Origin of the sequence: Streptomyces sp. (assembly GCF_031181555.1) — a bacterium.
Taxonomy (GTDB): Bacteria; Actinomycetota; Actinomycetes; order Streptomycetales; family Streptomycetaceae; genus Streptomyces; species Streptomyces fimbriatus.
Genome location: NZ_JAPSKQ010000043.1, coordinates 1 through 25,936 on the forward strand (window position 1 = coordinate 1; position 25,936 = coordinate 25,936).

General features: G+C 75.6%; 25 protein-coding genes. 15 read left to right on the plus strand and 10 right to left on the minus strand.

The genetic code is table 11. The features are described 5' to 3' along the window. Both RIM90_RS11850 and RIM90_RS11855 read right to left on the minus strand, forming a co-directional pair. The coding region (locus RIM90_RS11850) for an SRPBCC family protein (RefSeq protein ID WP_309060604.1) at window positions 1–302 on the minus strand (302 nt) is incomplete at its 3' end. Between the two features lie 85 nt (window positions 303–387). Continuing rightward, window positions 388–1,164, minus strand: coding sequence for a polysaccharide deacetylase family protein (locus tag RIM90_RS11855; protein ID WP_309060605.1), 777 nt, complete (start codon window positions 1,162–1,164; stop codon window positions 388–390). 191 nt (window positions 1,165–1,355) lie between these two features. Here RIM90_RS11855 and RIM90_RS11860 point away from each other — a divergent pair, with 191 nt between their 5' ends. From RIM90_RS11860 to RIM90_RS11915, 12 genes are all read left to right on the plus strand, one after another. Then, complete coding sequence (locus tag RIM90_RS11860; RefSeq protein WP_309060606.1) at window positions 1,356–2,318, plus strand: NAD-dependent epimerase/dehydratase family protein; 963 nt, start codon at window positions 1,356–1,358, stop codon at window positions 2,316–2,318. Window positions 2,319–2,487: 169 nt separating this feature from the next. Beyond that, window positions 2,488–4,125: a carbamoyltransferase C-terminal domain-containing protein gene (locus tag RIM90_RS11865; protein WP_309060607.1), complete on the plus strand. Its 1,638-nt coding sequence runs from the start codon at window positions 2,488–2,490 to the stop codon at window positions 4,123–4,125. Then, window positions 4,122–5,129 (plus strand): glycosyltransferase, encoded by a 1,008-nt coding sequence (locus RIM90_RS11870; RefSeq protein ID WP_309060608.1) that lies wholly within the window; start codon window positions 4,122–4,124, stop codon window positions 5,127–5,129. The genes RIM90_RS11865 and RIM90_RS11870 overlap by 4 nt, the downstream gene beginning before the upstream one ends. Further along, window positions 5,126–5,851 (plus strand): HAD-IIIA family hydrolase, encoded by a 726-nt coding sequence (locus RIM90_RS11875; protein ID WP_375165432.1) that lies wholly within the window; start codon window positions 5,126–5,128, stop codon window positions 5,849–5,851. Before RIM90_RS11870 ends, RIM90_RS11875 begins: the two co-directional genes overlap by 4 nt. Continuing rightward, window positions 5,848–6,846 (plus strand): glycosyltransferase family 9 protein, encoded by a 999-nt coding sequence (locus RIM90_RS11880; RefSeq protein WP_309060609.1) that lies wholly within the window; start codon window positions 5,848–5,850, stop codon window positions 6,844–6,846. The genes RIM90_RS11875 and RIM90_RS11880 overlap by 4 nt, the downstream gene beginning before the upstream one ends. Beyond that, window positions 6,843–7,793 (plus strand): glycosyltransferase, encoded by a 951-nt coding sequence (locus RIM90_RS11885; RefSeq protein WP_309060610.1) that lies wholly within the window; start codon window positions 6,843–6,845, stop codon window positions 7,791–7,793. Before RIM90_RS11880 ends, RIM90_RS11885 begins: the two co-directional genes overlap by 4 nt. Further along, complete coding sequence (locus tag RIM90_RS11890; protein ID WP_309060612.1) at window positions 7,790–9,007, plus strand: glycosyltransferase; 1,218 nt, start codon at window positions 7,790–7,792, stop codon at window positions 9,005–9,007. Before RIM90_RS11885 ends, RIM90_RS11890 begins: the two co-directional genes overlap by 4 nt. Further along, entirely contained in the window at window positions 9,007–9,633 is a 627-nt protein-coding gene (locus RIM90_RS11895; protein WP_309060613.1) for an SIS domain-containing protein, read from the plus strand. The genes RIM90_RS11890 and RIM90_RS11895 overlap by 1 nt, the downstream gene beginning before the upstream one ends. A 1-nt stretch (window position 9,634) precedes the next feature. Beyond that, the gene (gene rfaE2, locus RIM90_RS11900; protein ID WP_309060614.1) at window positions 9,635–10,996 is read left to right on the plus strand and encodes a D-glycero-beta-D-manno-heptose 1-phosphate adenylyltransferase; all 1,362 of its coding nucleotides are present in this window, start codon (window positions 9,635–9,637) and stop codon (window positions 10,994–10,996) included. Beyond that, complete coding sequence (locus tag RIM90_RS11905) at window positions 10,993–11,985, plus strand: glycosyltransferase family 9 protein (RefSeq protein ID WP_309060615.1); 993 nt, start codon at window positions 10,993–10,995, stop codon at window positions 11,983–11,985. Before rfaE2 ends, RIM90_RS11905 begins: the two co-directional genes overlap by 4 nt. After that, the gene (locus RIM90_RS11910; protein WP_309060616.1) at window positions 11,982–12,860 is read left to right on the plus strand and encodes a glycosyltransferase; all 879 of its coding nucleotides are present in this window, start codon (window positions 11,982–11,984) and stop codon (window positions 12,858–12,860) included. Before RIM90_RS11905 ends, RIM90_RS11910 begins: the two co-directional genes overlap by 4 nt. After that, entirely contained in the window at window positions 12,857–13,753 is an 897-nt protein-coding gene (locus RIM90_RS11915) for a glycosyltransferase family 2 protein (protein WP_309060617.1), read from the plus strand. Before RIM90_RS11910 ends, RIM90_RS11915 begins: the two co-directional genes overlap by 4 nt. Before the next feature lie 115 nt (window positions 13,754–13,868). On the opposite strand, the gene RIM90_RS11920 is transcribed toward RIM90_RS11915, so the two are convergent. From RIM90_RS11920 to RIM90_RS11940, 5 genes are all read right to left on the minus strand, one after another. Beyond that, entirely contained in the window at window positions 13,869–14,069 is a 201-nt protein-coding gene (locus RIM90_RS11920) for a hypothetical protein (protein ID WP_309060618.1), read from the minus strand. Between the two features lie 51 nt (window positions 14,070–14,120). Beyond that, window positions 14,121–14,441, minus strand: coding sequence for a DUF3040 domain-containing protein (locus RIM90_RS11925; RefSeq protein ID WP_309060619.1), 321 nt, complete (start codon window positions 14,439–14,441; stop codon window positions 14,121–14,123). Between the two features lie 54 nt (window positions 14,442–14,495). Continuing rightward, the gene (locus RIM90_RS11930; protein WP_309060620.1) at window positions 14,496–15,446 is read right to left on the minus strand and encodes a polysaccharide pyruvyl transferase family protein; all 951 of its coding nucleotides are present in this window, start codon (window positions 15,444–15,446) and stop codon (window positions 14,496–14,498) included. A 149-nt stretch (window positions 15,447–15,595) separates the two neighbouring features. Beyond that, window positions 15,596–15,781, minus strand: coding sequence for a hypothetical protein (locus RIM90_RS11935; protein WP_309060621.1), 186 nt, complete (start codon window positions 15,779–15,781; stop codon window positions 15,596–15,598). 36 nt (window positions 15,782–15,817) lie between these two features. Next, window positions 15,818–16,174, minus strand: a complete 357-nt coding sequence (locus RIM90_RS11940; protein ID WP_309060622.1) for a hypothetical protein — start codon at window positions 16,172–16,174, stop codon at window positions 15,818–15,820. Between the two features lie 243 nt (window positions 16,175–16,417). On the opposite strand from RIM90_RS11940, the gene RIM90_RS11945 reads away from it, so the two are divergent. Then, window positions 16,418–17,536 (plus strand): winged helix DNA-binding domain-containing protein, encoded by a 1,119-nt coding sequence (locus RIM90_RS11945; protein WP_309060623.1) that lies wholly within the window; start codon window positions 16,418–16,420, stop codon window positions 17,534–17,536. Window positions 17,537–17,641: 105 nt separating this feature from the next. On the opposite strand, the gene RIM90_RS11950 is transcribed toward RIM90_RS11945, so the two are convergent. The 3 genes from RIM90_RS11950 to RIM90_RS11960 all read right to left on the minus strand — a co-directional run bounded on the left by RIM90_RS11950 (window position 17,642) and on the right by RIM90_RS11960 (window position 22,460). Beyond that, window positions 17,642–18,430: a serine protease gene (locus tag RIM90_RS11950; RefSeq protein WP_309060624.1), complete on the minus strand. Its 789-nt coding sequence runs from the start codon at window positions 18,428–18,430 to the stop codon at window positions 17,642–17,644. A gap of 207 nt (window positions 18,431–18,637) precedes the next feature. After that, window positions 18,638–21,448, minus strand: coding sequence for an AAA family ATPase (locus RIM90_RS11955; protein ID WP_309060625.1), 2,811 nt, complete (start codon window positions 21,446–21,448; stop codon window positions 18,638–18,640). A gap of 154 nt (window positions 21,449–21,602) precedes the next feature. Beyond that, window positions 21,603–22,460, minus strand: coding sequence for a helix-turn-helix transcriptional regulator (locus RIM90_RS11960; RefSeq protein WP_309060647.1), 858 nt, complete (start codon window positions 22,458–22,460; stop codon window positions 21,603–21,605). 143 nt (window positions 22,461–22,603) lie between these two features. Here RIM90_RS11960 and RIM90_RS11965 point away from each other — a divergent pair, with 143 nt between their 5' ends. Together RIM90_RS11965 and RIM90_RS11970 are read left to right on the plus strand one after the other, a co-directional pair. Next, window positions 22,604–24,277 carry an AMP-binding protein gene (locus RIM90_RS11965; protein ID WP_309060626.1) on the plus strand — a complete coding sequence of 558 codons (1,674 nt, stop codon included), beginning with the start codon at window positions 22,604–22,606 and terminating at the stop codon, window positions 24,275–24,277. After that, a complete protein-coding gene (locus RIM90_RS11970) occupies window positions 24,274–25,887 on the plus strand; it encodes an AMP-binding protein (RefSeq protein ID WP_309060627.1) in 1,614 nt (537 codons plus the stop codon). The genes RIM90_RS11965 and RIM90_RS11970 overlap by 4 nt, the downstream gene beginning before the upstream one ends. The last annotated feature ends 49 nt before the right edge of the window (window positions 25,888–25,936 follow it).

Here is a 25,936-nt window from a genome sequence, read left to right on the forward strand (position 1 = left end):
CCCGGCCGTACCTCGATCTCCGCCCACCCCAGGACGACCCGGCCCCGCTTCTCCAGGCGGCACAGCCCCGGGGAGTCGTCCTCCGGGGGCTGCCACACCGTCACTTCCATCGGGTCGTCGAAGGAGAGGGGGCCGAGGCCCGTGCGGGCGACGACCCTCGTGCCCACGCCGGTGGGCCCGGGAGTGGTCACCGTGATCCGGGTGAGGGGGACCGCCTCCCCGTGCCGGGGCCACCGGGTGAGCCGGTGCCAGGCCTCGTCGAGGGGGAGGGGTGCCGTGCGCTGGACAAGGAAGGTGGCCACGAGGGGATCCTAAGGAATCCCGTCCGCCCGTCGGCGCCTCCGGGGACGGGGCACCCGGTCGGCCCGGTCCCCGCTCCTTCGGCGCTCACCGGTACACCTTCCCCGGCTCCGCCCTGCCGGGCGCGAGGAGCTGGGGGACCGTCACGAACACGTACCCCCGCTTCTTCAGCGCGTCGATGATGCCGGGCACGGCGGGGACGGTCCCGTCGTAGAGGTCGTGGAGCAGGATGATGCCGTCGCGGGAGGACTGGGCGAGGACGCGGCGGGTGATGAGGCCGGAGTCGGTCGTCCTGTAGTCCTTCGCGGTCACGCTCCACAGGACCTCCGCGAGGCCCAGTTCGCGGGAGATCCCGTTCACGGTGCCGTTGGTGCGGCCCTGCGGCGGGCGCATCAGGGTGGGGCGGCGGCCGGTGAGGCGTTCTATCTCCTCGTTGGGGCGCTCCAGTTCCTCGCGTATCTCCTCGGGCTCCAGGTCCGTCAGGATCCGGTGGGTCCAGGTGTGGTTCGCCACCTCGTGGCCCTCGTCGGCCATGCGCTCGACGAGTTCGGGGTACTTCTCGATGTGCCGCCTGCCCATCAGGAAGAACGTCGCCGGTACGTGTTCCCGCTTCAGGATGTCCAGCAGCCGCGCGGAGTGCTCGCTCGGACCCGCGTCGAAGGTGAGCGCGATGCACTTGGCCTCGCGGCAGTCCACAGTGCCGAACCGGGCCTGGACGTCCGCGGACCGGACGGCGCTGGGAGCGGTGGTCTCCACCCGCGTACAGCCGCTCGGCGCCAGCGTCACGGCCGTGGCCGCCAGCACGCCCGTCAGAGCCCGGAACGCGGTCCCCGGTCTTTTCATCTTCCTGGTCAGAGAAGGCATGCCGGGACTATACATAGCGTATATACACGCGATGCATAGTCCGTTTCGCGTGCCCTCGGACGGGAGGGCGGGGGCATGTGAGCGTCGTCACCGGGTTACTCGCGCCGGCAGGTGCGACGCCGGCACGTGCGACGCCGGTCCGTGTGGCGTCGACGCGTACGACGCGAACGCGAGACGCGAGGAGGAGCCCCGTGAACGAACACCCCTGGCGCAGGGCCCTGGTGACCGGTGGGGCGGGATTCGTCGGATCCCACCTGTGCGCACGGCTGGCCGGGGCCGGCACCGAAGTCGTGTGCCTGGACAACCTGTCCACCGGATCCCGGGCCAACGTCGCCGAGCTGGAACGGTATCGCGGCTTCCGCTTCGTCCGCGCCGACGCCACCGACCCCGCCGCCCTCGCCGCTCTGCCCGGCCGGTTCGACCTGGTGCTGCACTTCGCCTGTCCCGCCTCGCCCGCCGACTACCTGCGGCTGCCCCTGGAGACCCTCGAGGTCGGCAGCGCCGGCACCCGCAACGCCCTGGAGCGGGCCCGCGCCGACGGCGCGCGCTTCGTCCTCGCCTCCACCTCCGAGGTGTACGGCGACCCGCTGGAGCACCCGCAGCGCGAGACGTACTGGGGCAACGTCAACCCGATCGGCCCGCGCAGCGTCTACGACGAGTCCAAGCGCTACGCCGAGGCGCTGGTCACCGCCCACCGCCAGGTGCACGGCACCGACACCGCCATCGTGCGCATCTTCAACACCTACGGCCCCCGCATGCGCACCGGCGACGGCCGCGCCGTGCCCACCTTCGTCGCACAGGCGCTGGACGGCATGCCGCTCACGGTCGCCGGGGACGGCAGCCAGACCCGCTCCCTGTGCTACGTGGACGACACCGTCACCGGCGTCCTCGCCCTGGCGGGCTCCCGCGAGACCGGGCCGGTGAACATCGGTGGCGGCGAGGAGATCACCATGCTGGAGCTGGCCCGCCGGATCATCGCTCTCACCGGCTCCGCCTCCCGGATCCGGTTCGTGGACCGCCCCGTGGACGACCCCGCCCGGCGCCGCCCCGACACCCGGCTGGCCCGGGAGCGCCTGGGCTGGCGGCCCCGGACCGGCTGGAGCGAGGGCCTGGAGCGCACCGTCGGCTGGTTCTCGCGGTCGGTGGCCGCCTGAGCCGGCCACCGCGCCGGCCTGCGCCGTCGCCGCAGGCCGGAGACCGGGGCATATCTCTGCGAATCCGGGCATACCGATGCGAGTTGTCTCCAAGTGTTTGAGACAACTGCGGTGCGGCACTCGCGTCCCGAGAGCACCACCCGTACCGCAGGGACGGAGCACATGCCTCATGCGCATCCTTGGTATCAACGCCCTGTTCCACGACCCCGCCGCCGCCCTGGTCGTCGACGGCCGGACCGTGGCCGCGGCCGAGGAGGAGCGCTTCAGCCGGCGCAAGCACGGCAAGCGGCCCCTGCCGTTCTCCGCCTGGGAGCTGCCCGAGCAGTCCGCCCGCTGGTGCCTGGAGCGGGCGGGCCTCGGCCCCGCCGACCTGGACGCCGTCACCTACTCCTTCGACCCGGCGCTGGCCCGGCCCGCCCGTGACATGGGCCTGGACGACCCCTGGGACCCGCTGCGCCTGGAGTACGCGCGCCGCGCCCCCGAGTTCCTCGCCGAGGCCCTGCCCGGCCTCGACCCCGCCCGGGTCGTCTTCGTCCCCCACCACGTCGCCCACGCCGCCTCCGCCGGACCGGCCTCCCCGCACCCCGACAGCGCCGTCCTCGTCCTGGACGGCCGCGGCGAGGCCGCCTCCCACCTGGCCGGCCGCTACCGCGACGGCAAGCTCGACACCCTCGCCACCCAGGCGCTGCCCGACTCCCTCGGCCTGGTCTACGAGGAGCTCACCGCCCACCTCGGCTTCCTGCGCAGCAGCGACGAGTACAAGGTGATGGCCCTCGCCTCCTACGGAACCCCGCGCCACCTGGCCCGCCTGCGGGAGGACATCCACCCGACCGGCCACGGCGGCTTCCGCGCCCACGGCGTCGACTGGGCCGCCCTCGCCCCGCCCCGCGCCAAGGGCGAACCGTGGACCCGGGACCACGCCGACCTGGCCGCCAGCGCCCAGGCCGTCCTGGAGGAGGTGCTGCTGGAGCTCGTGCACTGGCTGCACCGCGAGGCCGGCGGCGACGCCCTCACCATGGCCGGCGGCGTCGCGCTGAACTGCGTCGCCAACTCGGTGATCGCCGCGCGCGGCCCGTACCGGAACGTGTGGGTGCAGCCCGCCGCCGGTGACGCCGGCACCGCGCTCGGCGGCGCCCTCCACCTGGCCGCGCAGGAGAGCACCCCCGAGCCCCTGCCCGGCGCCGACCTCGGCCGCGGCTGGAGCGACGACGAACTGCGCGCCTGGCTGGAGCGGGCCGCGATCCCGTACGAGAGGCCCGACGACATCGCCGAGACCGTCGCCGAGGAACTGGCCCGGGACGGCATCGTCGCCTGGTTCCAGGGCCGCAGCGAGTACGGGCCGCGCGCCCTCGGGCACCGCTCCCTGCTCGCCCACCCGGGCCGCGCCGAGAACCTGGAACGGCTCAACCACGTCAAGGGCCGCGAGGAGTTCCGGCCCGTCGCCCCCATGGTCCTCGCCGACCGGGCCGCCGGACTGTTCTCCCGCGGCCCGCTGCCCAGCCCGTACATGCTCTTCGTCCACGACGTCGCCCCCGCGTGGCGCGAGCGGATCCCGGCCGTCGTCCACGTCGACGGCACCGCCCGCATCCAGACCGTCGAGGAGCGCCAGGAGCCCCTGGTCGCGCGGATGCTGCGCGGCTTCGAACGGCGCACCGGACTGCCCGTGGTGGTCAACACCAGCCTCAACACCGCCGGCCGGCCGATGGTCGACGACCCGCGCGACGCCCTGGAGTGCTTCGGCTCCGCCCCGGTGGACCTGCTGGCGATCGGGCCGTACGCGGTGCGCAGGGGGAGGGCGTTCGGATGACGTCGTACGCCGTCGTGGTCCCCACGCTGGTGCGGGACACCCTCGCCGACTGCCTCGCCGCGCTGGCCGCCGCGACCGGGCCGCACCCCGACGCGATCGTCCTCGTCGACGACCGGCGGCCCGGACCCGGTTCCGGAGCCGCGCCGCTGGAGCACGCGTTGAGCGTCCTCGGCGACCTGCGCGAGCGCACCACCGTCCTCACCGGCGGGGGCCGCGGGCCCGCCGCCGCCCGCAACACCGGGCTGCGCGCCGTCACCGGGCCCTGGGTCGCCTTCCTCGACGACGACGTCCAGGTCGGCCCGCACTGGTGCGCACAGCTCGTCCAGGACCTGCAGGAGGCGTCCCCCGACACCGCCGGCGTCCAGGGCGTCATCACCGTGCCGCTGCCCGGCGGGCGCCGCCCCACCGACTGGGAACGCGGCACCGCCGGCCTCGCCCGGGCCCGCTGGATCACCGCCGACATGGCCTACCGCACCGAGGCCCTCAAGCAGGTCGGCGGCTTCGACGAGCGCTTCCCGCGCGCCTTCCGCGAGGACGCCGACCTCGCGCTGCGCCTCCTGGACGCCGGCTGGCGCATCCGCCAGGGCCGGCGCACCACCCTGCACCCCGTGCGCCCCGCCTCCCGCTGGGTGTCGGTGAAGCAGCAGCGCGGCAACGCCGACGACGCCCTGATGCGGCGCCTGCACGGACCCGACTGGTGGGACAAGGCGGTCGCGCCGCGCGGCCGGATCCGCCGCCACGCCGCGATCACCGCCGCCGGCGCGGCCGCCTGCGCCCTCGCCGTCACCGGGCACCGCCGGGCGGCCGCCGCCTGCGCCCTCGGCTGGGCCGCCGGGACCGCGGAGTTCGCCCGCGCCCGGATCGTCCCCGGGCCGCGCACCCGCGACGAGGTGACGACCATGCTGGCCACCAGCGTGCTCATCCCGCCCGCCGCGACCTGGCACCGGCTGGCCGGGGCCTGGCGCCACCGGCACGCCCCCGCCTGGCCGGAGGTGGCCCGATGAGCCCGACGAGCCCGGTGCGCCCGGTGAAGGCGGTGCTGTTCGACCGCGACGGCACCCTGGTCCACGACGTCCCCTACAACGCCGACCCCGAGCGGGTGCGCCCCGTCGAGGGCGCCCGCGAGGCGCTCGACGCGCTGCGCGCCCGCTCCCTCCGCACCGGCGTCGTCACCAACCAGTCCGGCGTCGCCCGCGGACTGCTCACCGACGCCGACGTCCGCCGCGTCAACCGCCGCGTCGACGAACTCCTCGGCCCCTTCGACGTGTGGGCGGTCTGCCCGCACGGGCCCGACGACGGCTGCCACTGCCGCAAACCCCGGCCGGGCATGATCCTGTGGGCGGCCGGGCGGATCTGCGCGGACCCGGCCGACTGCGTCGTCATCGGCGACATCGGCGCCGACGTCGAGGCCGCGCGCCGGGCCGGCGCCCACGGCATCCTCGTCCCCACCCCGCAGACCCGCCCCGAGGAGACGGCCGCCGCCGCCCACGTGGCACCGGACCTCGCGACCGCGGTACGGATGGTGCTGGACGGCCCGCCGTGGACCCGCCCCCCGGACGCCGCGCCGCACCGGACGGGCCGCCCGGAGGAGACGCCGCGGCGGGGCGGGGGGCCGGGCGTTTCCGCGTCGGACGCGGGGCGTTCCGCGCCGCGGGCACCGGGGGACTCCGCCACGGCCGTCCCCGCGGCCGGCGCGGGACGCCCCGTACCGGGGAGGCGCGCGTGAAGGCCCTCGTCACCCGCCTCGACAACTTCGGCGACGTCCTGCTCGCCGGGCCCGCCGTGCGCGCCGTCGCCGCCCGGGCCGACACCGTCACACTGCTGTGCGGGCCGCACGGAGCCCCCGCCGCCCGGCTGCTGCCCGGCGTGGACGAGGTCCTCGTCTGGGACGCCCCCTGGGCCGGGTTCCAGCCGCCCGAGGTGCGCCGCGAGGAGATCGACGCGCTCGTCGCCGCCGTCGCCGCCACGGACGCCGACACCGCGCTGGTCCTCACCTCCTTCCACCAGTCCCCGCTGCCCACCGCCCTGCTGCTGCGGCTGGCCGGGGTCCGCTTCATCGCCGCCGACAGCGAGGACTACCCCGGCTCCCTCCTCGACGTGCGCCACCACCGCGCCCCGCACGCCCACGAGGCCGAGGCCGCGCTCGACCTCGCCGAGGCCGCCGGTTTCCCCCGGGCCGACGACGGACGGCTGCGGGTGCTCCCGCCGCCCCCGGTCGACGAGCTGACCGGCCCGGCCGGATACGTCGTCGTCCACCCGGGCGCCAGCGTGCCCGCCCGCGCCTGGAGCCCCGAGCGGTGCGCGCAGGCCGTGCGTGAACTCGCCGCCGCCGGACGCCGGGTGGTGGTCACCGGCGGCGCGGGGGAGCGGGACCTGACCGCGTACGTGGCCGGCGACCGGGGCCTCGACCTCGGCGGCCGCACCGACGCCGCCGAACTCGCCGGAGTGCTCGCCGGGGCCGCCTGCGCCGTCACCGGCAACACCGGGCCCGCGCACCTCGCCGCCGCCGTCGGCACCCCGGTGGTGTCCCTGTTCGCGCCGGTCGTCCCGGCCGAGCGGTGGCGGCCGTACGGCGTGCCGTACGTGCTGCTCGGCGACCAGCGGGCGCCGTGCGCCGGCACCAGGGCCCGGCAGTGCCCCGTGCCCGGCCACCCGTGCCTGGACGACGTGACCGCGCTCGACGTCGTCGCCGCCGTCGACAAGCTCGTGGAGGTGGCATGAGGATCCTGCTCTGGCACGTGCACGGGTCGTGGACCACGGCCTTCGTGCAGGGCCCGCACACCTACGTCGTCCCCGTCACCCCGGACCGCGGGCCCGACGGCCTGGGCCGCGCCCGCACCTTCGACTGGCCCGACTCGGTCGTCGAGGTGCCCCCGGAGCGCCTGCGCGAGACGGACATCGACGTCGTCGTGCTGCAACGGCCACACGAACTCGCCCTCGTCGACCGGTGGCTGGGCCGCCGCCCGCCCCTGGTCTACCTGGAGCACAACGCCCCGCACGGGGACGTGCCCGACACCCGCCACCCGGCCGCGGACATCCCCGGTGTCACCCTCGTCCACGTCACCCACTTCAACCGCCTGATGTGGGACGCCGGTTCCACCCCGGCCACCGTCATCGAACACGGCATCGTCGACCCCGGTCCGCTGTGGACCGGCGAACTGCCGCACGCCGCCGTCGTCGTCAACGAGCCGGTGCGCCGCGGCCGTACCACCGGCACCGACCTGCTGCCGGCCTTCGCCGGGGCGGCGCCCCTCGACGTCTTCGGCATGGGCACCGAAGGCCTCGCCGGCCACCTCGGCCTGCCCGCCGACCGCTGCCGCGCGCACGAGCTGACGCAGGCCGACCTGCACGCGGCGATGGCCCGCCGGCGCGTCTACGTCCACCCCGTGCGCTGGACCTCCCTCGGCCTGTCCCTGCTGGAGGCCATGCACCTGGGCATGCCCGTCGTCGCGCTCGCCACCACCGAGGTCACCGAGGCCGTACCGCCCGGTGCCGGAGTGGTCTCCAACCGGCTCGACGTACTGACCGAAGCCGTACGGGACTTCGTCGCCGACCCGCTGCGTGCCCGCCTGGCCGGCGAGGGCGCGCGTGCGGCGGCGCTGTCCCGCTACGGGCTGTCCCGCTTCCTGGACGACTGGGAGCGGCTCCTGAAGGAGGTGACCCGATGAGGATCGCCATGGTGTCCGAGCACGCGAGCCCGCTCGCCGCGCTCGGCGGCGTCGACGCCGGCGGCCAGAACGTGTACGTGGCGCGGCTCAGCGAGGAGTTGGCCCGGCGCGGCCATCACGTCACGGTGTACACCCGCCGTGACGCGGCCGACCTGCCCGACCGGGTGCCGCTGCCCGGCGGCGCGGTCGTCGAGCACGTGCCCGCCGGCCCGCCCGAGACCGTCCCCAAGGACGAACTGCTGCCCCACATGCCCGCGTTCGGCGCGTACCTCGCCCGGGCCTGGCGGCGGGAGAGGCCGGACGTCGTGCACGCCCACTTCTGGATGTCGGGCCTGGCCGCCCGGACCGGCGCCCGCCCGCACGCCATCCCGGTCGTGCAGACGTTCCACGCCCTCGGCACCGTCAAGCGCCGCCACCAGGGATGGCGGGACACCAGCCCGCCCGAACGCCTCGCCGTCGAGCGGCAGATCGGACGCGGCTGTGAACGCGTCCTCGCCACCTGCAGCGACGAGGTGCGCGAGCTGGCCGAGATGGGCGTGCCCCGAAGCCGGGTGTCGGTGGTGCCCTGCGGCGTGGACGCCGGCCACTTCCGCCCCGGTGCCGAGGGGACGGGCGTACCGCCGCGCCGCGAGCGGTACCGGCTGCTCGCCTGCGGCCGGCTGGTCCGCCGCAAGGGCTACGACCTGGCCGTCCGCGCGCTGACGGCGATCCCGGACACCGAACTCGTCGTCGCCGGGGGCCCCGCCGCCGGACGGCTGGGCCGGGACCCGGAGGCCCGGCGGCTGTGGCACCTCGCGCACCGCGCCGGGGTGGCCGACCGGGTGCGGCTGCTCGGCGCGGTCGACCCGGCCGACATGCCGGCCCTCATCGGCAGCGCCGACCTGGTGCTGTGCACCCCCGTCTACGAACCGTTCGGCATCGTGCCGCTGGAGGCGATGGCGTGCGCCGTGCCGGTCGTCGCCACCGACGTCGGCGGCCACCGCGACAGCGTCGCCGACGGCACCACCGGCCGGCTGGTCCCGCCCGGGGACCCCGAGGCGGTCGCCGCCGCCGTACGCGAACTCCTCGCCGCGGACGGACTGCGCCGCCGCTACGGCGCCGCCGGACGCGCACGCGTACTGGCCCACTACACCTGGAGCCGCGTCGCCGACGGCGTCGAGGACGTCCACCGCCAGGTCCTGACCGCACACGCGATCCCGAAAGAGGTGGCCTGATGACCGTGCACCCTCCCGTCACCGGTCACTGCGACGAACTGCAGGACGCCCTGGGGGCGTTCCGCGCCTCGGCCCACATCACCGCGCGGTGGGGCGCGCGGCTCGCCGAGGTGCTCTCCGGCGGGGGCCGGCTGCTGGCCGCGGGCAACGGCGGCAGTGCGGCCCAGGCACAGCACCTGACCGCGGAGCTCGTCGGCCGCTACCGCGACGACCGGCCCGCGTTCTCCGCCATCGCCCTGCACGCCGACACCTCCAGCACCACCGCCATCGCCAACGACTACGGCGTCGACGCGGTGTTCGCCCGCCAGGTCCGCGCCCACGGACGTCCCGGCGACGTGCTGATGCTGCTGTCCACCAGCGGCGCCAGCGCCAACCTGCTGTCCGCCGCCGACGCCGCCCGCGCGGCCGGCCTGCGCGTGTGGGCCCTGACCGGGCCCGCCCCCAACCCGCTGATGGCGGGCAGCGACGAGTCGCTGTGCGTGGAGGCGCCCACGGCGGCCACCGTCCAGGAACTCCACCTGGTCGCGGTGCACATGGTGTGCGCGGCGTTCGACGCGGCGCTGGAGAACGGGAGGTGGCGGGAGGCGGACACGGGACCCGGAGGCGGCCGGAGCGACGGGAGGTGACATGAACGGCAAGGCACCCCTCGTCGTGGTCGGCGACGCCCTGCTGGACCGCGACCTGACCGGCCGCGCCGAACGGCTCGCACCCGACGCGCCCGTCCCGGTGGTCGACGACTACGGGGAGCGGACCCGCCCCGGCGGCGCCGCGCTCACCGCGTACCTCGCCGCACGCGACGGCCGCGAGGTCACCCTCGTCGCCGGTGTGGGCGACGACCCCGCGAGCCGTGAACTGCGGCGGCTCCTCGAGCCCTGGGTCACCCTGGTCCCGCTGCCGCTGACCGGACCGCTCCCGGAGAAGAGCCGCGTCCTGGCCGCGGACCGGCCGGTGGCCCGCCTGGACCGGGGCAGCGGCCGCGCCCGCGAGGCCACCGACCGGGCCCGCGAGACCGTCCGTGCCGCGCCCGCCGTCCTCGTCTCCGACTACGGCCGGGGCACCGCCGACGTCCTCCGGGACGTCCTGGCCGCCCGTCCGCCGCTGCTCTGGGACCCGCACCCGCGCGGCGGCCCGCCGGTGCCCGGCACCCGGCTGGTCACCCCGGCCGAGAAGGAGGCGCTCGCCCTCGCACCGGACGGCGCGACCCCGCGCCGGAACCTGACCGCCGCCGCCCACAGCGCCGCCGCGCTCGTACGGCACTGGAAGGCCGCCGCCGTCGCGGTCACCCTCGGCGCCCGCGGCGCCCTCCTCTCCTACGGCGAGCACCCCCTGCTCGTCCCCGCCTCCGCCGCGCACCACGGCGACAGCTGCGGCGCCGGCGACCGGTTCGCCGCGACGGCGGCCGGGCTGCTCGCCGACGGCGCGCTGGTGGGCGAGGCCGTCGAGGCCGCCGTCGCCGCGGCGACCGACTTCGTCGGCGCGGGCGGCGCGGGCGCCCTGCCCCGGCCGGACGCCGCGCTCCCGCCCCCGGACGGCGACGACCCGTTCGCCCTCGCGGACCGGATCCGCACCGCCCACGGCACCGTCGTCGCGGCGGGCGGCTGCTTCGACCTCCTGCACGCCGGGCACGTCGGGCTGCTCCAGGCCGCCCGGGGGCTCGGCGACTGCCTGGTCGTCTGCGTCAACTCCGACGCGTCGGTACGCCGCCGCAAGGGCGCGGGCCGCCCGGTCAACCCGCTCGCCGACCGCGTCCGCGTGCTGCGCGCCCTGGCCTGCGTCGACGCCGTCGCCGTCTTCGACGAGGACACCCCCGAACGCCTCCTGGCCGACCTGCGCCCCGACGTCTGGGTCAAGGGCGGCGACTACGCCGCCGCCGACCTGCCCGAGGCGGCGCTGCTGGAGGAATGGGGCGGCCAGGCGGTCCTCCTGCCGTACCTGGACGGCCGGTCGTCGACGAGCATGCTGGAACGCGCCGCGGAGGGAACCCGATGACCGCCCCGCACCGCGCCGCCCCGCGGGCCCGCCTCCTGGTGCTGCGGGCCCTCGGCCTCGGTGATCTGCTCGCCGGTGTTCCCGCGCTGCGGGCGCTGCGGCGGGGGTTTCCCGGGCACGAGGTGGTGCTGGCCGCGCCCGGCGGGCTCGCGCCGGTCGCCGAGGCCACGGGAGCCGTGGACCGGGTGCTGCCCGCCTCCGCACCCGGGCGGGAGGTCCCCCGCTCGCTCGACTGGACCGGGCCGCCCCCGGACGTCGCCGTCGACCTGCACGGCAACGGGCCGCCCAGCCACCTCCTGCTGAAGGACCTCGCCCCCTCGCGGCTGCTCGCGTTCGCGCACCCCGGCACCCCGGAGATCGAGGGCCCGCCCTGGTACGCGGAGGAGCACGAGCGCGACCGCTGGTGCCGGCTGCTGCGCTGGTACGGCATCGACGCCGACCCCACCGACCTGCTGCTGCCCCCGCCGGACACCGCGTCCCCCGCCCCCGGCGCCGTCGTCCTGCACCCCGGCGCGGGTGCCCCCGCCCGCTGCTGGCCCGTCGAGCGGTACGCGGCCGTCGCGACCGCACTGCGCGCACGCGGGCTGCGGGTCGTGGTCACCGGGGGAGCGGACGAGTCGGACCTGGTGGCGCGGCTCGCCAAGCAGGCCCGTCTGCCCGACACCGACGTCTTCGGCGGCGGCCTCCCCTTCGACCGGCTCTCCGCGCTGGTCGCCGGTGCCCGCGCCGTCGTCAGCGGCGACACCGGCGTCGCGCACCTCGCGGTCGCCCACGCCGTCCCCACCGTCACCCTCTTCGGCCCGGTCCCGCCCCGTCACTGGGGCCCGCCCGCGCACCCGCGCCACATCGCCCTGTGGTACGGCCCGGAGGGCGACCCGCACGGGCGACGGCCCGACCCGGCGCTGCTGCGCATCACCCCCGACGACGTCCTGGACGCCCTCGGCCGACTGCCCGCCCCCCGACGCCCGGGAGGGGAGAGCACGCCATGACCACCCCGCCCGCGGACGGCCGCCTCGGCATCGTCATCGCCACCCGCGACCGCTCCGACCGGCTGGCCGTCACCCTGCGCCACCTGCTCGCCCTGCCCGAGCGGCCCGAGATCCTCGTCGTCGACAACGCCTCCACCGACGACACCCGCACCCTGCTGGCCCGCGACTTCCCCGAGGTCCGCGTGCTGGCGCTCCCCGTCAACCACGGCGCCCTCGCCCGCAACCACGGGGCCCGCGCCCTCGACACCCCCTACGTGGCGTTCAGCGACGACGACTCCTGGTGGGCGCCCGGCGCCCTCGCCCGGGCGGTCGAGCTGTTCGACGCCCATCCCCGGCTCGGCCTGATCGCCGCCCGCACCCTCGTCGGCCCGGCCGCGGAGCCCGACCCGCTCAACGACGTCCTCGCCCGCTCCCCGCTCGGCCCGGCCACCGACCTCCCCGGCACCCAGGTGCTCGGCTTCCTCGCCTGCGGCGCCGTCGTCCGCCGCAGCGCCTACCTCGACGCGGGCGGCTTCCACCGGCTGCTGTTCTTCGGCGGCGAGGAGACCCTGCTCGCCTACGACCTGGCCGCCCGCGGCTGGGGCGTCACCCACTGCCCCGACGTCGTCGCCCACCACCACCCGGCCCCCGCGCCCCGCACCGGCCGCCCGGCGCTCCAGCGCCGCAACGAACTCCTCACCGCCTGGCTGCGCCGCCCCGTCCCCTACGCCCTCGCCCGCACCGGAGCCCTCGCGGCCGAGGCCCGCGGCGACGACCACGCCCGGCGCGCGCTGAGCGGGGCCCTCGCACGGCTGCCGGCCGCCCTGCGCGAGCGCAGGCCCCTGCCCCCGCACGTGGAACGGGCCGCCCGGATCCTGGAAGGCAAGAGCGCATGACGGATCCCCGCACGACCGTCGTCGTCATCACCCACAACCGGTGCGGCGAACTCCTGCGCACCCTCGGCCACCTCGCCGAACTCCCGGAGAAGCCGCCGGTGATCGTCACCGACAACGGCTCCACGGACGGCACCGCCGAGGCCGTCGCCCGCCGCCACCCCCGGGTACGGCTGCTGCGCCCCGGCCGCAACCTCGGCGCCATCGGCCGCAACCTCGCGGTGCGCGAGGTCCGCACGCCCTACGTCGCCTTCTGCGACGACGACTCCTGGTGGTCGCCCGGCTCCCTGGCCGGCGCCGCAGACCTGCTCGACCGGCACCCGGCGCTCGGCTCGGTCACGGCACGGATCATCGTCGAACCGGACGGCACCGACGACCCGATCGTCCGCGAACTGCGCGACTCGCCCGTTCCCGGCCCGCCCTGGCTGCCCGGGCCGGCCCTCGGCTCGTTCCTGGCCGCCGCGACCGTCCTGCGCACCGACGCCTTCCGGACCGCGGGCGGCTTCCACCCGAGGCTGTGGCTCGGCGGCGAGGAGGAACTGCTCGCCGCGGACCTGGCGGCCGACGGCTGGTGGCTCACCTACGCGGACCACCTGACGATCCATCACCAGGCATCCCGGGCACGGGACTCCACGCTGCGCCGGAGGCACGGCATCCGCAACACCCTGTGGTTCACCTGGCTGCGCCGCCCGGCCGGACCCGCGCTGCGCCGCACCCTGAACCTGGCCCGCACGGTCCCGCGCGACACCACCTCCCTGCGCGCCTTCGCCGAGGCGGCGGCGGCCCTGCCCTGGGTCCTGCGCGAACGCCGCGTCCTGCCCCGCGAGGTCGAGTCCCGGCTGCGCCTGCTGGAACCGGCCCAGCGCACCTCCACGGCCCGCCGCTACACGGGCTGACCCACGACCCGCCGCCACACGGGCCGGCACGCCACGCGGTGACGGGGCCCGCCCACCGCTGCCGGTGGGCGGGCCCCGTCACCGCGTGCGCAACGAAGCACGGGGACGGAGGGGGTCAGCCGGTGCTCTCCGGGCGCTCGCCCTCGGGCCCGCGTCCGCGCTCGGCGCGCGGGCCACGGCTGCGCCACCCCTCGCCCTCCTGCAGCTCCTCGTGGGCGGCCGCGTTGGCGTCCTGGCCGGAGACACCGGACTGCTCGGCGTCCTCGCGGAGCCTGGCCCGCCGGGTGTCGTACTTCCTGCTTCCGGGTTCGGGCACGACGATCACTTCCTGCCGGGCCGGGACCCCGCCGCCCCGCAGGGCAAACGCTCAGCCGCCCGACCACCGGCACAGCAGCCGGAAGGCCGCGAACAGCGTCAGCGGCCACACCACCGCGAACGCCCCGATCACGCCGGGATCCGAGGTGACCATCCCGGCCACCATCAGTGCGACCGACACCGCGAGGAGCACGGCCACGGTCCGGCCGCGCGGACGGTACGACGCCGCCCGCGGCAGCAGGCGCGGCACATCGGGCCACCGGCTCAGCCGCAGGGTCCGCAGCCGCCGGTCGAGCCGGCGGTCGCGGCGCAGGGCCCGTTCGATCTCGTCGAGGACGCGCTGTTCGTGCTCGGGGAGCCGACCGATGGACACCGTCTCTCCTCCAGGGGCGACCGGAAGGTCCCGGGTGCCCGGGCGGACCCCGCGCTAACCGGCGGTGGGACGGGACCGACCGGCGGTGGGGCGGGACGCCAGCACCTCCACGAGCCGGTCCGCGCCGTCCGGCACGCGGCCCTCCCGGAACGCGTCGCGGATCTGCCGGGCGGCCACCCGGCCCGAGGTCAGGCACCAGTCCCACCACCGTTCCAGCCGACGCGTGTCCAGCTGCCCGGCGTCCAGCAGTGCGGGCCAGCCGCAGGCGCGGGCCTGCGCGGTCACCTTCGCGCCGCCCGCGACCGGGTCCACGGCCAGCACCGGCGTGCCGACCCGCAGCGCGAGCACCAGCCCGTGCAGCCGGTCGGTGACGACGAGGTCGAGGCGGGCCAGCACCGACTGCACCTGCGCGGGCGTCGCGCTCAGGTGCCAGTCGTGGGTGTCCAGCCGGGTCTCCAGTTCCAGCCGGGCGCAGTCCTTGCCGGCCAGCCAGCGCGTCACCCGGTCCGCGACCTGCCCGTGCCGCCGCTGCCGTCCGTACTCGTGCTGCCCATGGGTGAGGATCACCCCGACCACGGGCCGGGCGGGCGCCGCCGGAGCGCGGGCCGCCAGGTCCTCGGACGGCTCGCTGCCGGGGGCGTCCCGCGCCAGCACGCGGTGGAACCCGGTCACGGCCGCGCCGCCGGGATCGATCACGGAGGTCCCCACGGCGATCCGCACGCAGTGCGCGAAGCGCCGGTGCAGTTCCTCGACCTGCGGCCCGTGCAGCGGGCCGCACACGAACACCAGGTGGGAGTAGTCCCGGGGCCGCACGTCGTCCAGGTGCCGGGCGTCCGGCAGGAAGCCGGGGCTCCAGACGACGTCGTAGGGGATCCGGGCCCCGCGCAGCACCTCCTCCACCCGGTGCAGCGCGAGCACGTCCCCGGCGGTCGCCTCCCCGTCACGGAAGCTGAACCACCCGGTCAGCAGGACCCTCTCCGGTCGCGTGAACTCTGTCGCGGGCACAGTGCCACCGGGTGCCCCGTTCCGGCGGGAGGCAATCAAGCCCCGGGCCGACCGTACGAGGCGGCGGGGCGGACGCGCGGAGTCTTCGCCGCCCGCCCCGCCGACGGGGTCCGGCGCGGCGCGGTGGCGCCCGGCCGGACGACGAGGGGCTACCGGGGCGCGGGCCCGGGGCGGGTGGCCGGGTGCCCGGCCAGAGCCTGCCGTGCCTCGTGCTGCGTCCGTTCGGCCACCTCGCGGGCTTCCGCCACGACGTCACCGCGTTCGCGCACCAGGCTCTCGTAGACCGGCAGGTGATCGTTTCCAGTGGGACGGGAGGTCACAGGGCGGGATGTCACAGGGCTGGTCCTTCGTCGGGGGCGTGCGGAACGCGGTCACGCGTGGTCGAGCCGCGCGGCGATTCCATGGCCGACCGCCAGACACATGAGGGCGGGCAGGCCGTGGTCGAGGAGGACGCGAAGGTTTTCCGTGCCCATCGTGAAAACATCCTGTGACCACCGGGCCGGCAATTCAGCGGCGCCGTGCACGAATTCCACGAAAACATTCGCTTCGTTGGCCCCGAGCAGGTGGAGCGCGATCCACAGGACCAGGAGACCCGCGGCGGCGTCGGCGGCGGTCCGGACGGTCGGGGCGGTGCGCCGGGTGGTGGACCGGCGCCGTTCCTCCCGGTGCGGGCCGGGCGGGGGCCGGTCGTGGGTGTGCTGCCCGGGCAGGGGATCGATACGGCTCACGGTGAATCCTCTTCGGCGGAACGAGAAAGGGCCGCTTTGCGCGTCCCGTAGAACTCAGCGTTCCGCGGCGGTCGCGGTGTTACACGCGCCGTGGAATGTCCCGTATATGAGCACGTATTCCGCAAGGTGTGCACATGAGCGGGCCCGGTATTTCTTTTGCCGGCGGGGTTTTCGCTCCGGGCCCCGGTGGCGGGTCACCCCTCGCGGACAGAAGCTGACCGCAAGCCCCGCTAGCGTGCCGGTATGACGAAGACGAAGCGGAGCGCCACCCCGTCGCCCGCCGGTGTGCTCGGCACCCGGGCCCTGAACCGGGCCACCCTCGAGCGGCAGCTCCTGCTGCGCCGCTCGCCGATGTCCGCCGAGGCCGCGGTGTCGCACCTGGTCGGGCTCCAGGCGCAGAACGTCAAGCCGCCGTACTACGCGCTCGCCGCCCGGCTCGACGGCTTCACCCCTCAGGCGCTGTCCCGGCCGATGGCCGACCGCGCGCTCGTCCGCATCGTCACGCTGCGCTCGACCATCCACACCCACACCGCCCACGACTGCCTCACCCTGCGGCCGCTGGTGCAGCCCGCCCGCGACCGCGAGCTCACCGGCTTCCGCAGGGGTCTCGCCGGCGTCGACCTGGACCGGCTCGCGGCCCTGGCCCGCGAGCTCGTCGAGGAGGAGCCGCGCACCATGAAGCAGCTGCGCGAGGCCCTGCTGGAGGAGTGGCCCGACGCCGACCCGCGGGCCCTGTCCGTCGCCGCCCGCTGCAGACTGCCGCTCGTCCAGATCACCCCGCGCGGACTGTGGGGCCGCAGCGGCCAGGTCACGCTCACCACCGCCGAGCACTGGCTGGGCCGCTCCGCCGAGCCGGCGCCCGCGCCCGACGACACCGTGCTGCGCTACCTCGCCGCCTTCGGCCCGGCCACCGTGCAGGACATGCAGACCTGGGCCGGACTGACCCGGCTGCGCGAGGCCTTCGAGCGCCTCCGGCCGCGGCTCGTCACCTTCCGCGACGGCAACGGCGCCGAGCTCTTCGACCTCCCGGACGCGCCCCGGCCCGACCCGGACACCCCGGCACCGCCGCGCTTCCTGCCCGAGTTCGACAACCTGCTGCTCTCCCACGCCGACCGCACGCGCGTCGTGCCGCCCGAGTTCCGGGGCCGTGCCTGGCAGGGGAACATCGCCCACCGCACCCTCCTCGTCGACGGCTTCCTGGCGGGCCTGTGGCGGCTGGAGGAGGACGCCCTCGTCATCGAGCCGTTCGGCCGGCTCACCGGGACCGGGCGGGCGGAGGTCATCGCGGAGGGGGAGCGGATGCTCCGCACCCTGCACCCGGGCACGGCGTACGACATCCGCTTCGGAACGGTGCGGGGGTGACCCCGCCCGGTCTCCCCATGGAGAGGGGGCGTTGCGGGCTGCTCGTGGAAGCCCGCAACGCCCCCTGGTCTGCTGCCTGAGGAGTACTCAGGAACTCGTGGGACCCTATGAGTTGATCTGGGCCGTGACCTGTCCGGAGAACGTGGTCAGCCGGGTGTACACGCCCGGGTAGCCGGCCGCCGCGCAGCCGTCGCCCCAGGAGGTGATCCCCGCGAGGCGGCCCCCGATGAGCAGCGGCCCGCCGCTGTCGCCCTGGCAGGTGTCCACGCCGCCGGAGGCGTACCCGGCGCACACCATGTCGCTCTGCACGAACCGGGAGCCGTACGAGCCACGGCAGCTGGCGTCGGAGACGGTCGGCACGGTCGCGGTGCGCAGCTGGTTGGAGGAGCTGCCGCCCGAGGAGGTGGTGCCCCAGCCGAGGATGCGGGCGGTGGTGCCGGCCGCGTACACCGAGGTGTCCGTCGACGACACGTATCCCGCCGGGGTGTACGGCATCGGCGTCGACAGCGTCAGCACCGCCACGTCGTCGCCCCGGGTGACGCGTCTGTAGTCCGGGTGGATCCAGATCCCGCTGACTCTCGCCACCGTGCCGTTGGTGCCGTTGAGGTAGGTGCGCCCGCCGACCACGCGCACGCTGCTCGTGGTCTCGCCGACCATGCAGTGCGCGGCCGTGACCACCTTGGTGGGCGCCACCAGGGTGCCGCCGCAGAACTGGTCCTGCGAGGCGTCGGTGATCTGCATCATGAACGGGTACGCGGACGTCGTGGTCGTCGTACCGCCGACGACCGGCTGCGGAGCGGCGACGGCGGAGGGGGCGGTGAGCAGTGCGGTCGCGGCGGCGGCAGCGGTGGCCGCCACGGCGGCGGCCTTCCTGGCGCGGGTGAGCCCGGGCATGGGTCTCCTCGTGGGGTTGCCGGTGGGGGCGCGCGGGGTGGGGGTGGAGCACGAGGGCCTCGGGGCCGGCCCCCGTGTGCCCGGCGAGCGGCACGGGTTCACGCTACGAGCCGGAGCGTGACCCTCCCAATGAGGGAACCCCCTAAGGGAGTTGGGCAGGGAAAACCCTCGGTCGCCGCCACCCGGACCGCGCGGACCGCGGTGCGGTCACGGTGTGTGGCGCCCCGCCGCCAGTCGGACGATGTCGACCCGCGAACGGATCCCCAGCTTGCGGTACACCCGGGTGAGGGTCGCCTCGACGGTCTTCACGCTGATGAACAGCCGGCCGGCGATCTCCCGGTTGGTGGCGCCCTCCATCACCAGCGCGGCCACCTGCCGCTCCATCGAGGCGAGCCCGTCCAGGGCGGCCGGTGTGGTGGCGTGCGCCGTCTCCGCCCGGGCGGGACCGGCGGCCACGGCCTCGTCCACCTGGCGCAGCCAGGGCAGCGCGCGGCAGCGCCGGAACAGCCGGGCGGCCTCGTCGTACGCGGCCGGTCCGGGGCCCCGGGCGCGCAGCCGGGCCAGCGCGAACGCCGCCCGCGCCTCCTCCAGGCCGTGGCCCAGCCTGCCGAACCGGTCCTGCGCCGACACCAACTGCGCCTGCGCGGCCTGGTGTTCACCGCGCGCGGCGCGCACCAGCGCCTCGGCTCGGTCCAGCGTGGCCAGTACGCTCGCGCGGTCCAGGCGCAGCGCGTGCCCCCGGGTGACGTTGATGAGTTCCTGCGCCTCGCCGGGTTCGCCGATCCGCACCAGCGCCTCGGCGAGGTCGCCGTGCCAGCGGCCCCGCGCCGGGTCGCTGATGCCCATGGCGTGCTCCAGCTCCCGCACCCGGCGCAGCGAGCGGACCGCGGCGGCCGCGTCCCCGGCGACCAACTGGGCGTAGCCGAGGGCGGCCAGGGCGCGGGAGAGGTACATCTGGTCGCCGTCCACCTCGGCGTGGTCCGCGGCCTCCCGGGCCAGCGCCAGCGCCCGGTCCACGTCCCCGCCCGAGGCCTCCGCCAGCGAGGCCAGCATCGCCGAGGCGCCCTCGCCGATCCCGGAGTCCCGGGCCAGCCGCAGGCTCTCGCGGGCCAGGTCCAGGGCCCGGCCGCAGTGCCCGGCCCGCAGCTCCGTGTCGGCGAGGAAGCGCAGGAAGTGCACCTCGCTCTCGACCATGCCGCGCCGCCGCGCCTCGCGCAGCAGCGCGGTGATGGCCGTACGCGCCTCCGGCAGCCGGTCGCTCATGAACAGCCACCGGAACCTGGCCATGCCCGCGCCGTTGTGGTGGCAGGCCACGAAGGGGTCCTGGGGCTCCTTCAGGGCCCGTTTGATGGTGGCGGGGGCGTCCGGGTGGCCCATCAGGGTCTCGGTGGAGGACTGGAAGGCGAGCGCCATCAGCTCGGTGCGCCGGTCCCCGCCCCGGGCGGCCAGCTCCGCCGCGTGCGCGGCCTCCTGCCGGGCCTTGGCGAAGTCGCCGTCCACCACCAGTTCGCGCCACGCCAGCTGGTAGTGGACCAGGGCGAGCAGCCGCGGGTCGTCGCCGGCGTCGGCCAGCACCTGCGGGAAGACGGCGTCGACCTCGCCGAGCGCCTGCCCGGCCGCCTCGATGACCACCATCCAGGCCCGCACCCGCTCCGCCGGCACCGTGGCCCGGGTCAGCACCTCCCGCGCGATGTCCCGGGCGAGGTCGGCCTCTCCGGCGGTGATCGCGTCCTCGGCGGCCTGCAGCCGCCGCTCGTCCGGGCCCGGCGCGCTGCCGGCCGGGGTGTGCCGGGCGGCGAGCAGCCCGAGCGAGGCGGCGACCGAGGGCGCCCCGCGGTCCCGGGCCAGCGCGGCGGCCTCGGCGAGCCGGGCCGCCACCTCCGGATCGGTGCCGGTGGTCGCCAGGGCCAGGTGCCGGGCCCGCTCGATGGGGTCGGAGGCGGCCGTGGACAGCGCGGTGTGCGCCGCCCGCCGCTCGTGCGCCGGGGCCTCCGCGTACAGGGCCGCCGAGATCAGCGGATGAGCGAAGCGCAGGGCCGGCTCCTCCGGATCCGTCGTCAGCAGCCCCAGGGCGGCGGCCTGAGCGGTCTCCGCCTCGGCGTCGTCCCGGCCGGCCGCGTGCAGCAGCGCCAGGGTGGGACGGGCACCCGCGCTGGCCACCAGCAGGGTGCGGCGCGCGTCGTCCGACAGCATCTCCAGACGGCTCAGCACCAGGGCCCGCAGCGAGGTCGGCACCGGCAGCGGCTCGCCCGGGCGGGGGCGGGTGGGGCTCTCGGCGAGGGCGCGGCCCAGTTCCAGCGCGAAGAGCGGGTTGCCGCCGCTGGTGCGGTGGATGTCACGGACCGTGGAGCGGGACAGACCGGTGTAGCCGCGATGGTCGAGCAGCGCCGACACCTGGGTGCGGGAGAACGGGCCCAGCCGCACGGCGAGCGTGTCCGGCGGGCAGGCGCGCAGGTGACGGTCGTACTCCTGGCCCTCCGTGCGCACCGCGCACACCATCTGCACCGGGGTGTCGCCGAGCCGCCGGGCCGCGAAGCCGAGGAGTTCGGCGCTGGCCGAGTCCAGCCACTGCAGATCGTCGGCGACGACGAGGACCGGGCCCTCGGCGGCCAGCGCGCGCAGCGTGGACAGCACCGCCAGGCGCAGCGCGAGCCCGTCCCGCTGGAGGGTGGACTCGCCGCGTCCGGTGAGCGCCGACTCCAGGGCGGTGCGCTGGGCGGCGGGCAGCCGGGCGGAGACCCTGTCGAGGACCAGGCCGAACAGGTCGGCCAGCGCCAGGAACGGCAGGTGGGATTCGGACTCCGTGGCCGAACAGCGCAACACCGTCCGTGCCGCACCGGTGTTTTCCGCCGCAAGTGCCCGCAGCACGGTCGACTTTCCTATTCCGGCGGGCCCGTGGAGCAGCACGCTTCCGCCGCGGGCGAGCTGCCCGCGCGCGTCGGAGAACAGCTCCTCCCGGCCGATGACCAGGTCGGGGCGGCACCTGGCAGGCTCCTCGAAGTCCCGTCGCACGGTCACCGCTCCCTCCGTGTGGCGTGTCCCGGCCAATATTAGGCAACAGGTTCTTTAATTTCGGACGGACGGTGTGGTGAGGGAAATAACAGCGGGCCGGGCAACGATAAAACCAAAGCCGTACCTGTGGTAATGGCCCGTCCGGGAAAACACCGCAAACCTACGGCAACCACCCCGCCCGGCGGGCCGCGACCACGGCCTCCCCGCGGGTCCGGGCCCCCAGCTTCCGCATCGCCGAGCGCAGATACCCCTTGACGGTTTCGGCCGTCACCCCGAGCTGTTCGGCGGCCACCGCGTTGGTCGCCCCCGCCGCCACACAGGCGAGCACGTCCACCTCGCGGGGCGCGAGCCGCACCGTCGCCGACGGCTCCCCGCCGGCCGTGAGCAGGGCACACACCCCGAGCAGCTCGGCCCGCAGGGCGGGGTCCGCGATGCGCGGGGCGAGCGCCCGCAGCGCCGCGTGCGCCTCCCGCACCTGCTCCCGGGCGGCCCCGGACGCCGGGTCCGGCCGCGGGTCCGGCTCCGGGCCGCCCGGGTCCGGCCGCGGACGGGCCGCCGCCAGCAGCTCACCCGCCTCCTCGCGCGCCACCAGGGCCTGCTCCACGTCCCGCGCCGCCTGCACCGCCACCCCCAGCGTGCGGTCGCCGAGCGGCTGGGCCGAGCGCAGGGCGCCGTAGAGCACGCCGCGCACCCGCCGCCGCACCACCACCGGCACGGCGAGGACGGCGCGCAGGCCCTCGGCGGCGACGGGGGCGTCGTACTCGTGGCTGATCTGCCGCGAGACCGAGTAGTCCGTCACCGCGCACGGCCGGGCCAGCGCCACCGCCCTGCCGCCGAGGCCGTTGCCGGAGGTCACCGCGAGCGCGCTCAGCGCGGGCGTCGCGGTGCCGCTCAGCTCACTGATCCGCACCTGCCGCCGCCCGGGCTCGACCAGACCGCCGAAGGCGACCGGCAGCCCGGTCGCGCGCCGCAGCCGGGCCAGCGCCCTGCGGATCTCCACCGCCTCGACCGCCCTCATCGGGTCAGCTGTCACCTGTTCGCCCCTCCACCGCGGCTCCTGTACGGGCGCACCCCCCCGTTCGGGGGTAGTGAGACCTGCATCACGGATTACACGATGTCGGAGAGCCGCCCGGCAATGGTCCGGGAGAGCGAGGAGGACAGATGACGACGGCGACGGACGCGTTCCGCAGGGCCCGGGACTTCCTGCTGGAACACCGTGAGGACTACGCCACCGCCTACCGGGGCTTCACCTGGCCCCGGCCCGAGCGGTTCAACTGGGCGCTCGACTGGTTCGACGTGATCGCGGACGGCAACGACCGCACCGCCCTGCACCTCGTCGAGGAGGACGGCGGCGAGACCCGGCTGTCCTTCGCCGCGCTGGCGCGCCGCTCCGACCAGGTCGCCAACTGGCTGCGGCAGCGGGGCGTGGTCGCCGAGGACCGGGTGCTGGTGATGCTGGGCAACCAGGCCGAGCTGTGGGAGACCGCGCTGGCGGCGATGAAACTGCGCGCCGTGGTCATCCCGGCCACCCCGCTGCTCGGCCCGGCCGATCTGCGCGACCGCGTCGACCGGGGCCGGGTCCGGCACGTGATCGTGCGCGCCGCGGACGCCCCGAAGTTCGACGAGGTGCCCGGCGACTACACCCGCATCGCGGTCGGGGAGGGGGCCGGCGAGAGCTGGCTGCCGTACGCGGACGCGTACGGCGCCGCCGAGCACTTCGCGCCCGACGGGCCCACCCTCGCCGACGACCCCCTGATGCTGTACTTCACCTCGGGCACCACCGCCCGGCCCAAGCTGGTCGAGCACACCCACACGTCGTACCCGATCGGGCACCTGGCCACCATGTACTGGATCGGCCTGAAACCCGGCGACGTGCACCTGAACATCTCCTCGCCCGGCTGGGCCAAGCACGCCTGGTCCAACCTCTTCGCCCCGTGGAACGCGGAGGCGACCGTCTTCCTGCACAACTACACCCGCTTCGACGCCGCCCGGCTGATGACCGAGATGGACCGGGCCGGCGTCACCACCTTCTGCGCCCCGCCGACCGTGTGGCGCATGCTCATCCAGGCCGACCTGACCCAGCTGCGCACCCCGCCCCGCGAGGTCGTCGCCGCCGGTGAGCCGCTCAACCCCGAGGTCATCGAACAGGTCCGGCGCGCCTGGAACGTGACCATCCGGGACGGCTTCGGGCAGACCGAGACCGCCGTGCAGGTCTCCAACAGCCCCGGCCAGGTCCTCAAGACCGGCTCCATGGGACGCCCCAGCCCCGGCTACCGCGTCGAACTGCTCGACCCCGTCTCCGGCGCGCCCGGCGCCGCCGAGGGCGAGATCGCGCTCGACCTGTCCGACCGTCCGGTGGGCCTGATGACCGGCTACCACGGCGACCCCGACCGCACCGCCGAGGTGATGGCCGGCGGCTACTACCGCACCGGCGACATCGGCGCTCGGGACGAGGACGGATACATCACCTACGTCGGGCGCGCGGACGACGTCTTCAAGGCCTCCGACTACAAGATCAGCCCCTTCGAGCTGGAGAGCGCGCTGCTGGAGCACGAGGCGGTCGCTGAGGCGGCCGTCGTGCCCGCCCCGGACGAGCTGCGCCTGGCCGTGCCCAAGGCGTACGTCGTGCTCGCGGAGGGCTGGGAACCCGGCCCCGACACCGCGAAGGTGCTCTTCGAGCACTCCCGCGAGGCGCTCGCCCCCTACAAGCGGATCCGCCGCCTGGAGTTCGGTGAGCTCCCCAAGACCGTCTCCGGCAAGATCCGCCGCGTCGAACTGCGCGAGGCCACGGCCGCCGGCAGCGCGGACGAGTACCGCGAGGAGGACTTCCGGTGACCGCGCCGGCGTCGTACAGCCACGGCACGAGCACGACCCCGCTGCTCGGCGACACCATCGGCGCCAACCTGGACCGGACGGTCGCCGCGTGGCCCGACCGCGAGGCCCTGGTCGACGTCCCCTCCGGACGGCGCTGGACCTACGCCGAGTTCGGCGCCGCCGTCGACGAGGTGGCCCGCGGACTGCTGGCGAAGGGCGTCACGAAGGGCGACCGGGTCGGGATCTGGGCGGTCAACTGTCCCGAGTGGGTCCTCGTGCAGTACGCCACGGCCCGCATCGGCGTCATCATGGTCAACATCAACCCGGCCTACCGCGCGCACGAGGTGGAGTACGTGCTCCGGCAGGCCGGGATCCGCCTGCTGATCTCCTCGCTCGCCCACAAGGGCAGCGACTACCGGGCGCTGGTGGACCGAGTGCGCGGGAAATGCCCCGAGTTGCGGGAGGTCGTCTACATCGGCGACCCCTCCTGGGACGCGCTGACCGCGGGCGCCGCCACCGTGCCGCGGGAGCGGACCGACGCGATCGCCGCCGGGCTGAGCTGCGACGACCCGGTCAACATCCAGTACACCTCGGGCACCACCGGCTTCCCCAAGGGGGCCACGCTCTCCCACCACAACATCCTCAACAACGGCTACTGGGTGGGCCGCACCATCGGCTACACCGAACAGGACCGGGTCTGCCTGCCGGTGCCCTTCTACCACTGCTTCGGCATGGTGATGGGCAACCTGGCCGCCACCTCCCACGGCGCCTGCATCGTCGTCCCGGCCCCCTCCTTCGACCCGGAGGCCACCCTGGTGGCGGTCCAGCAGGAGCGCTGCACCTCGCTCTACGGCGTGCCGACGATGTTCATCGCCGAGCTGAACCTCCCCGGCTTCGCGTCCTACGACCTCACCTCCCTGCGCACCGGCATCATGGCGGGCTCGCCCTGCCCGGTGGAGGTGATGAAGCGGGTCGTCGCCGAGATGCACATGGAACAGGTCTCCATCTGCTACGGCATGACCGAGACGTCCCCCGTGTCGCTGCAGACGCGGATGGACGACGACATGGAGCACCGCACCGCCACCGTCGGCCGGGTCCTGCCGCACACCGAGGTCAAGGTCGTCGACCCGGCCACCGGCGTGACCTTGCCGCGCGGCTCCGCCGGGGAGCTGTGCACCCGCGGCTACGGCGTGATGCTCGGCTACTGGAACGAGCCCGAGAAGACCGCCGAGGCCGTCGACCCGGGCCGCTGGATGCACACCGGGGACCTCGCGGTGATGCGCGAGGACGGCTACGTGGAGATCGTCGGCCGCATCAAGGACATGATCATCCGGGGCGGGGAGAACATCTACCCGCGCGAGATCGAGGAGTTCCTCTACGCCCACCCCAAGATCGCGGACGTCCAGGTCGTCGGCGTCCCGCACGAGCGCTACGGCGAGGAGGTCCTCGCCTGCGTCGTCCCGCGCGACCCGGCCGACCCGCTCACCCTGGAGGAGCTGCACGCCTTCTGCCGGGACCGGCTGGCCCACTACAAGATCCCGAGCAGGCTCGAACTCCTCGACGCCTTCCCCATGACGGTGTCCGGGAAGGTGCGCAAGGTGGAACTGCGGGAGCGGTACGCGGCCGGCTGACCCCGCTCCGGGGACGCCGACCCGGGGAGGTGCCGCCGCGGCCGGCGTC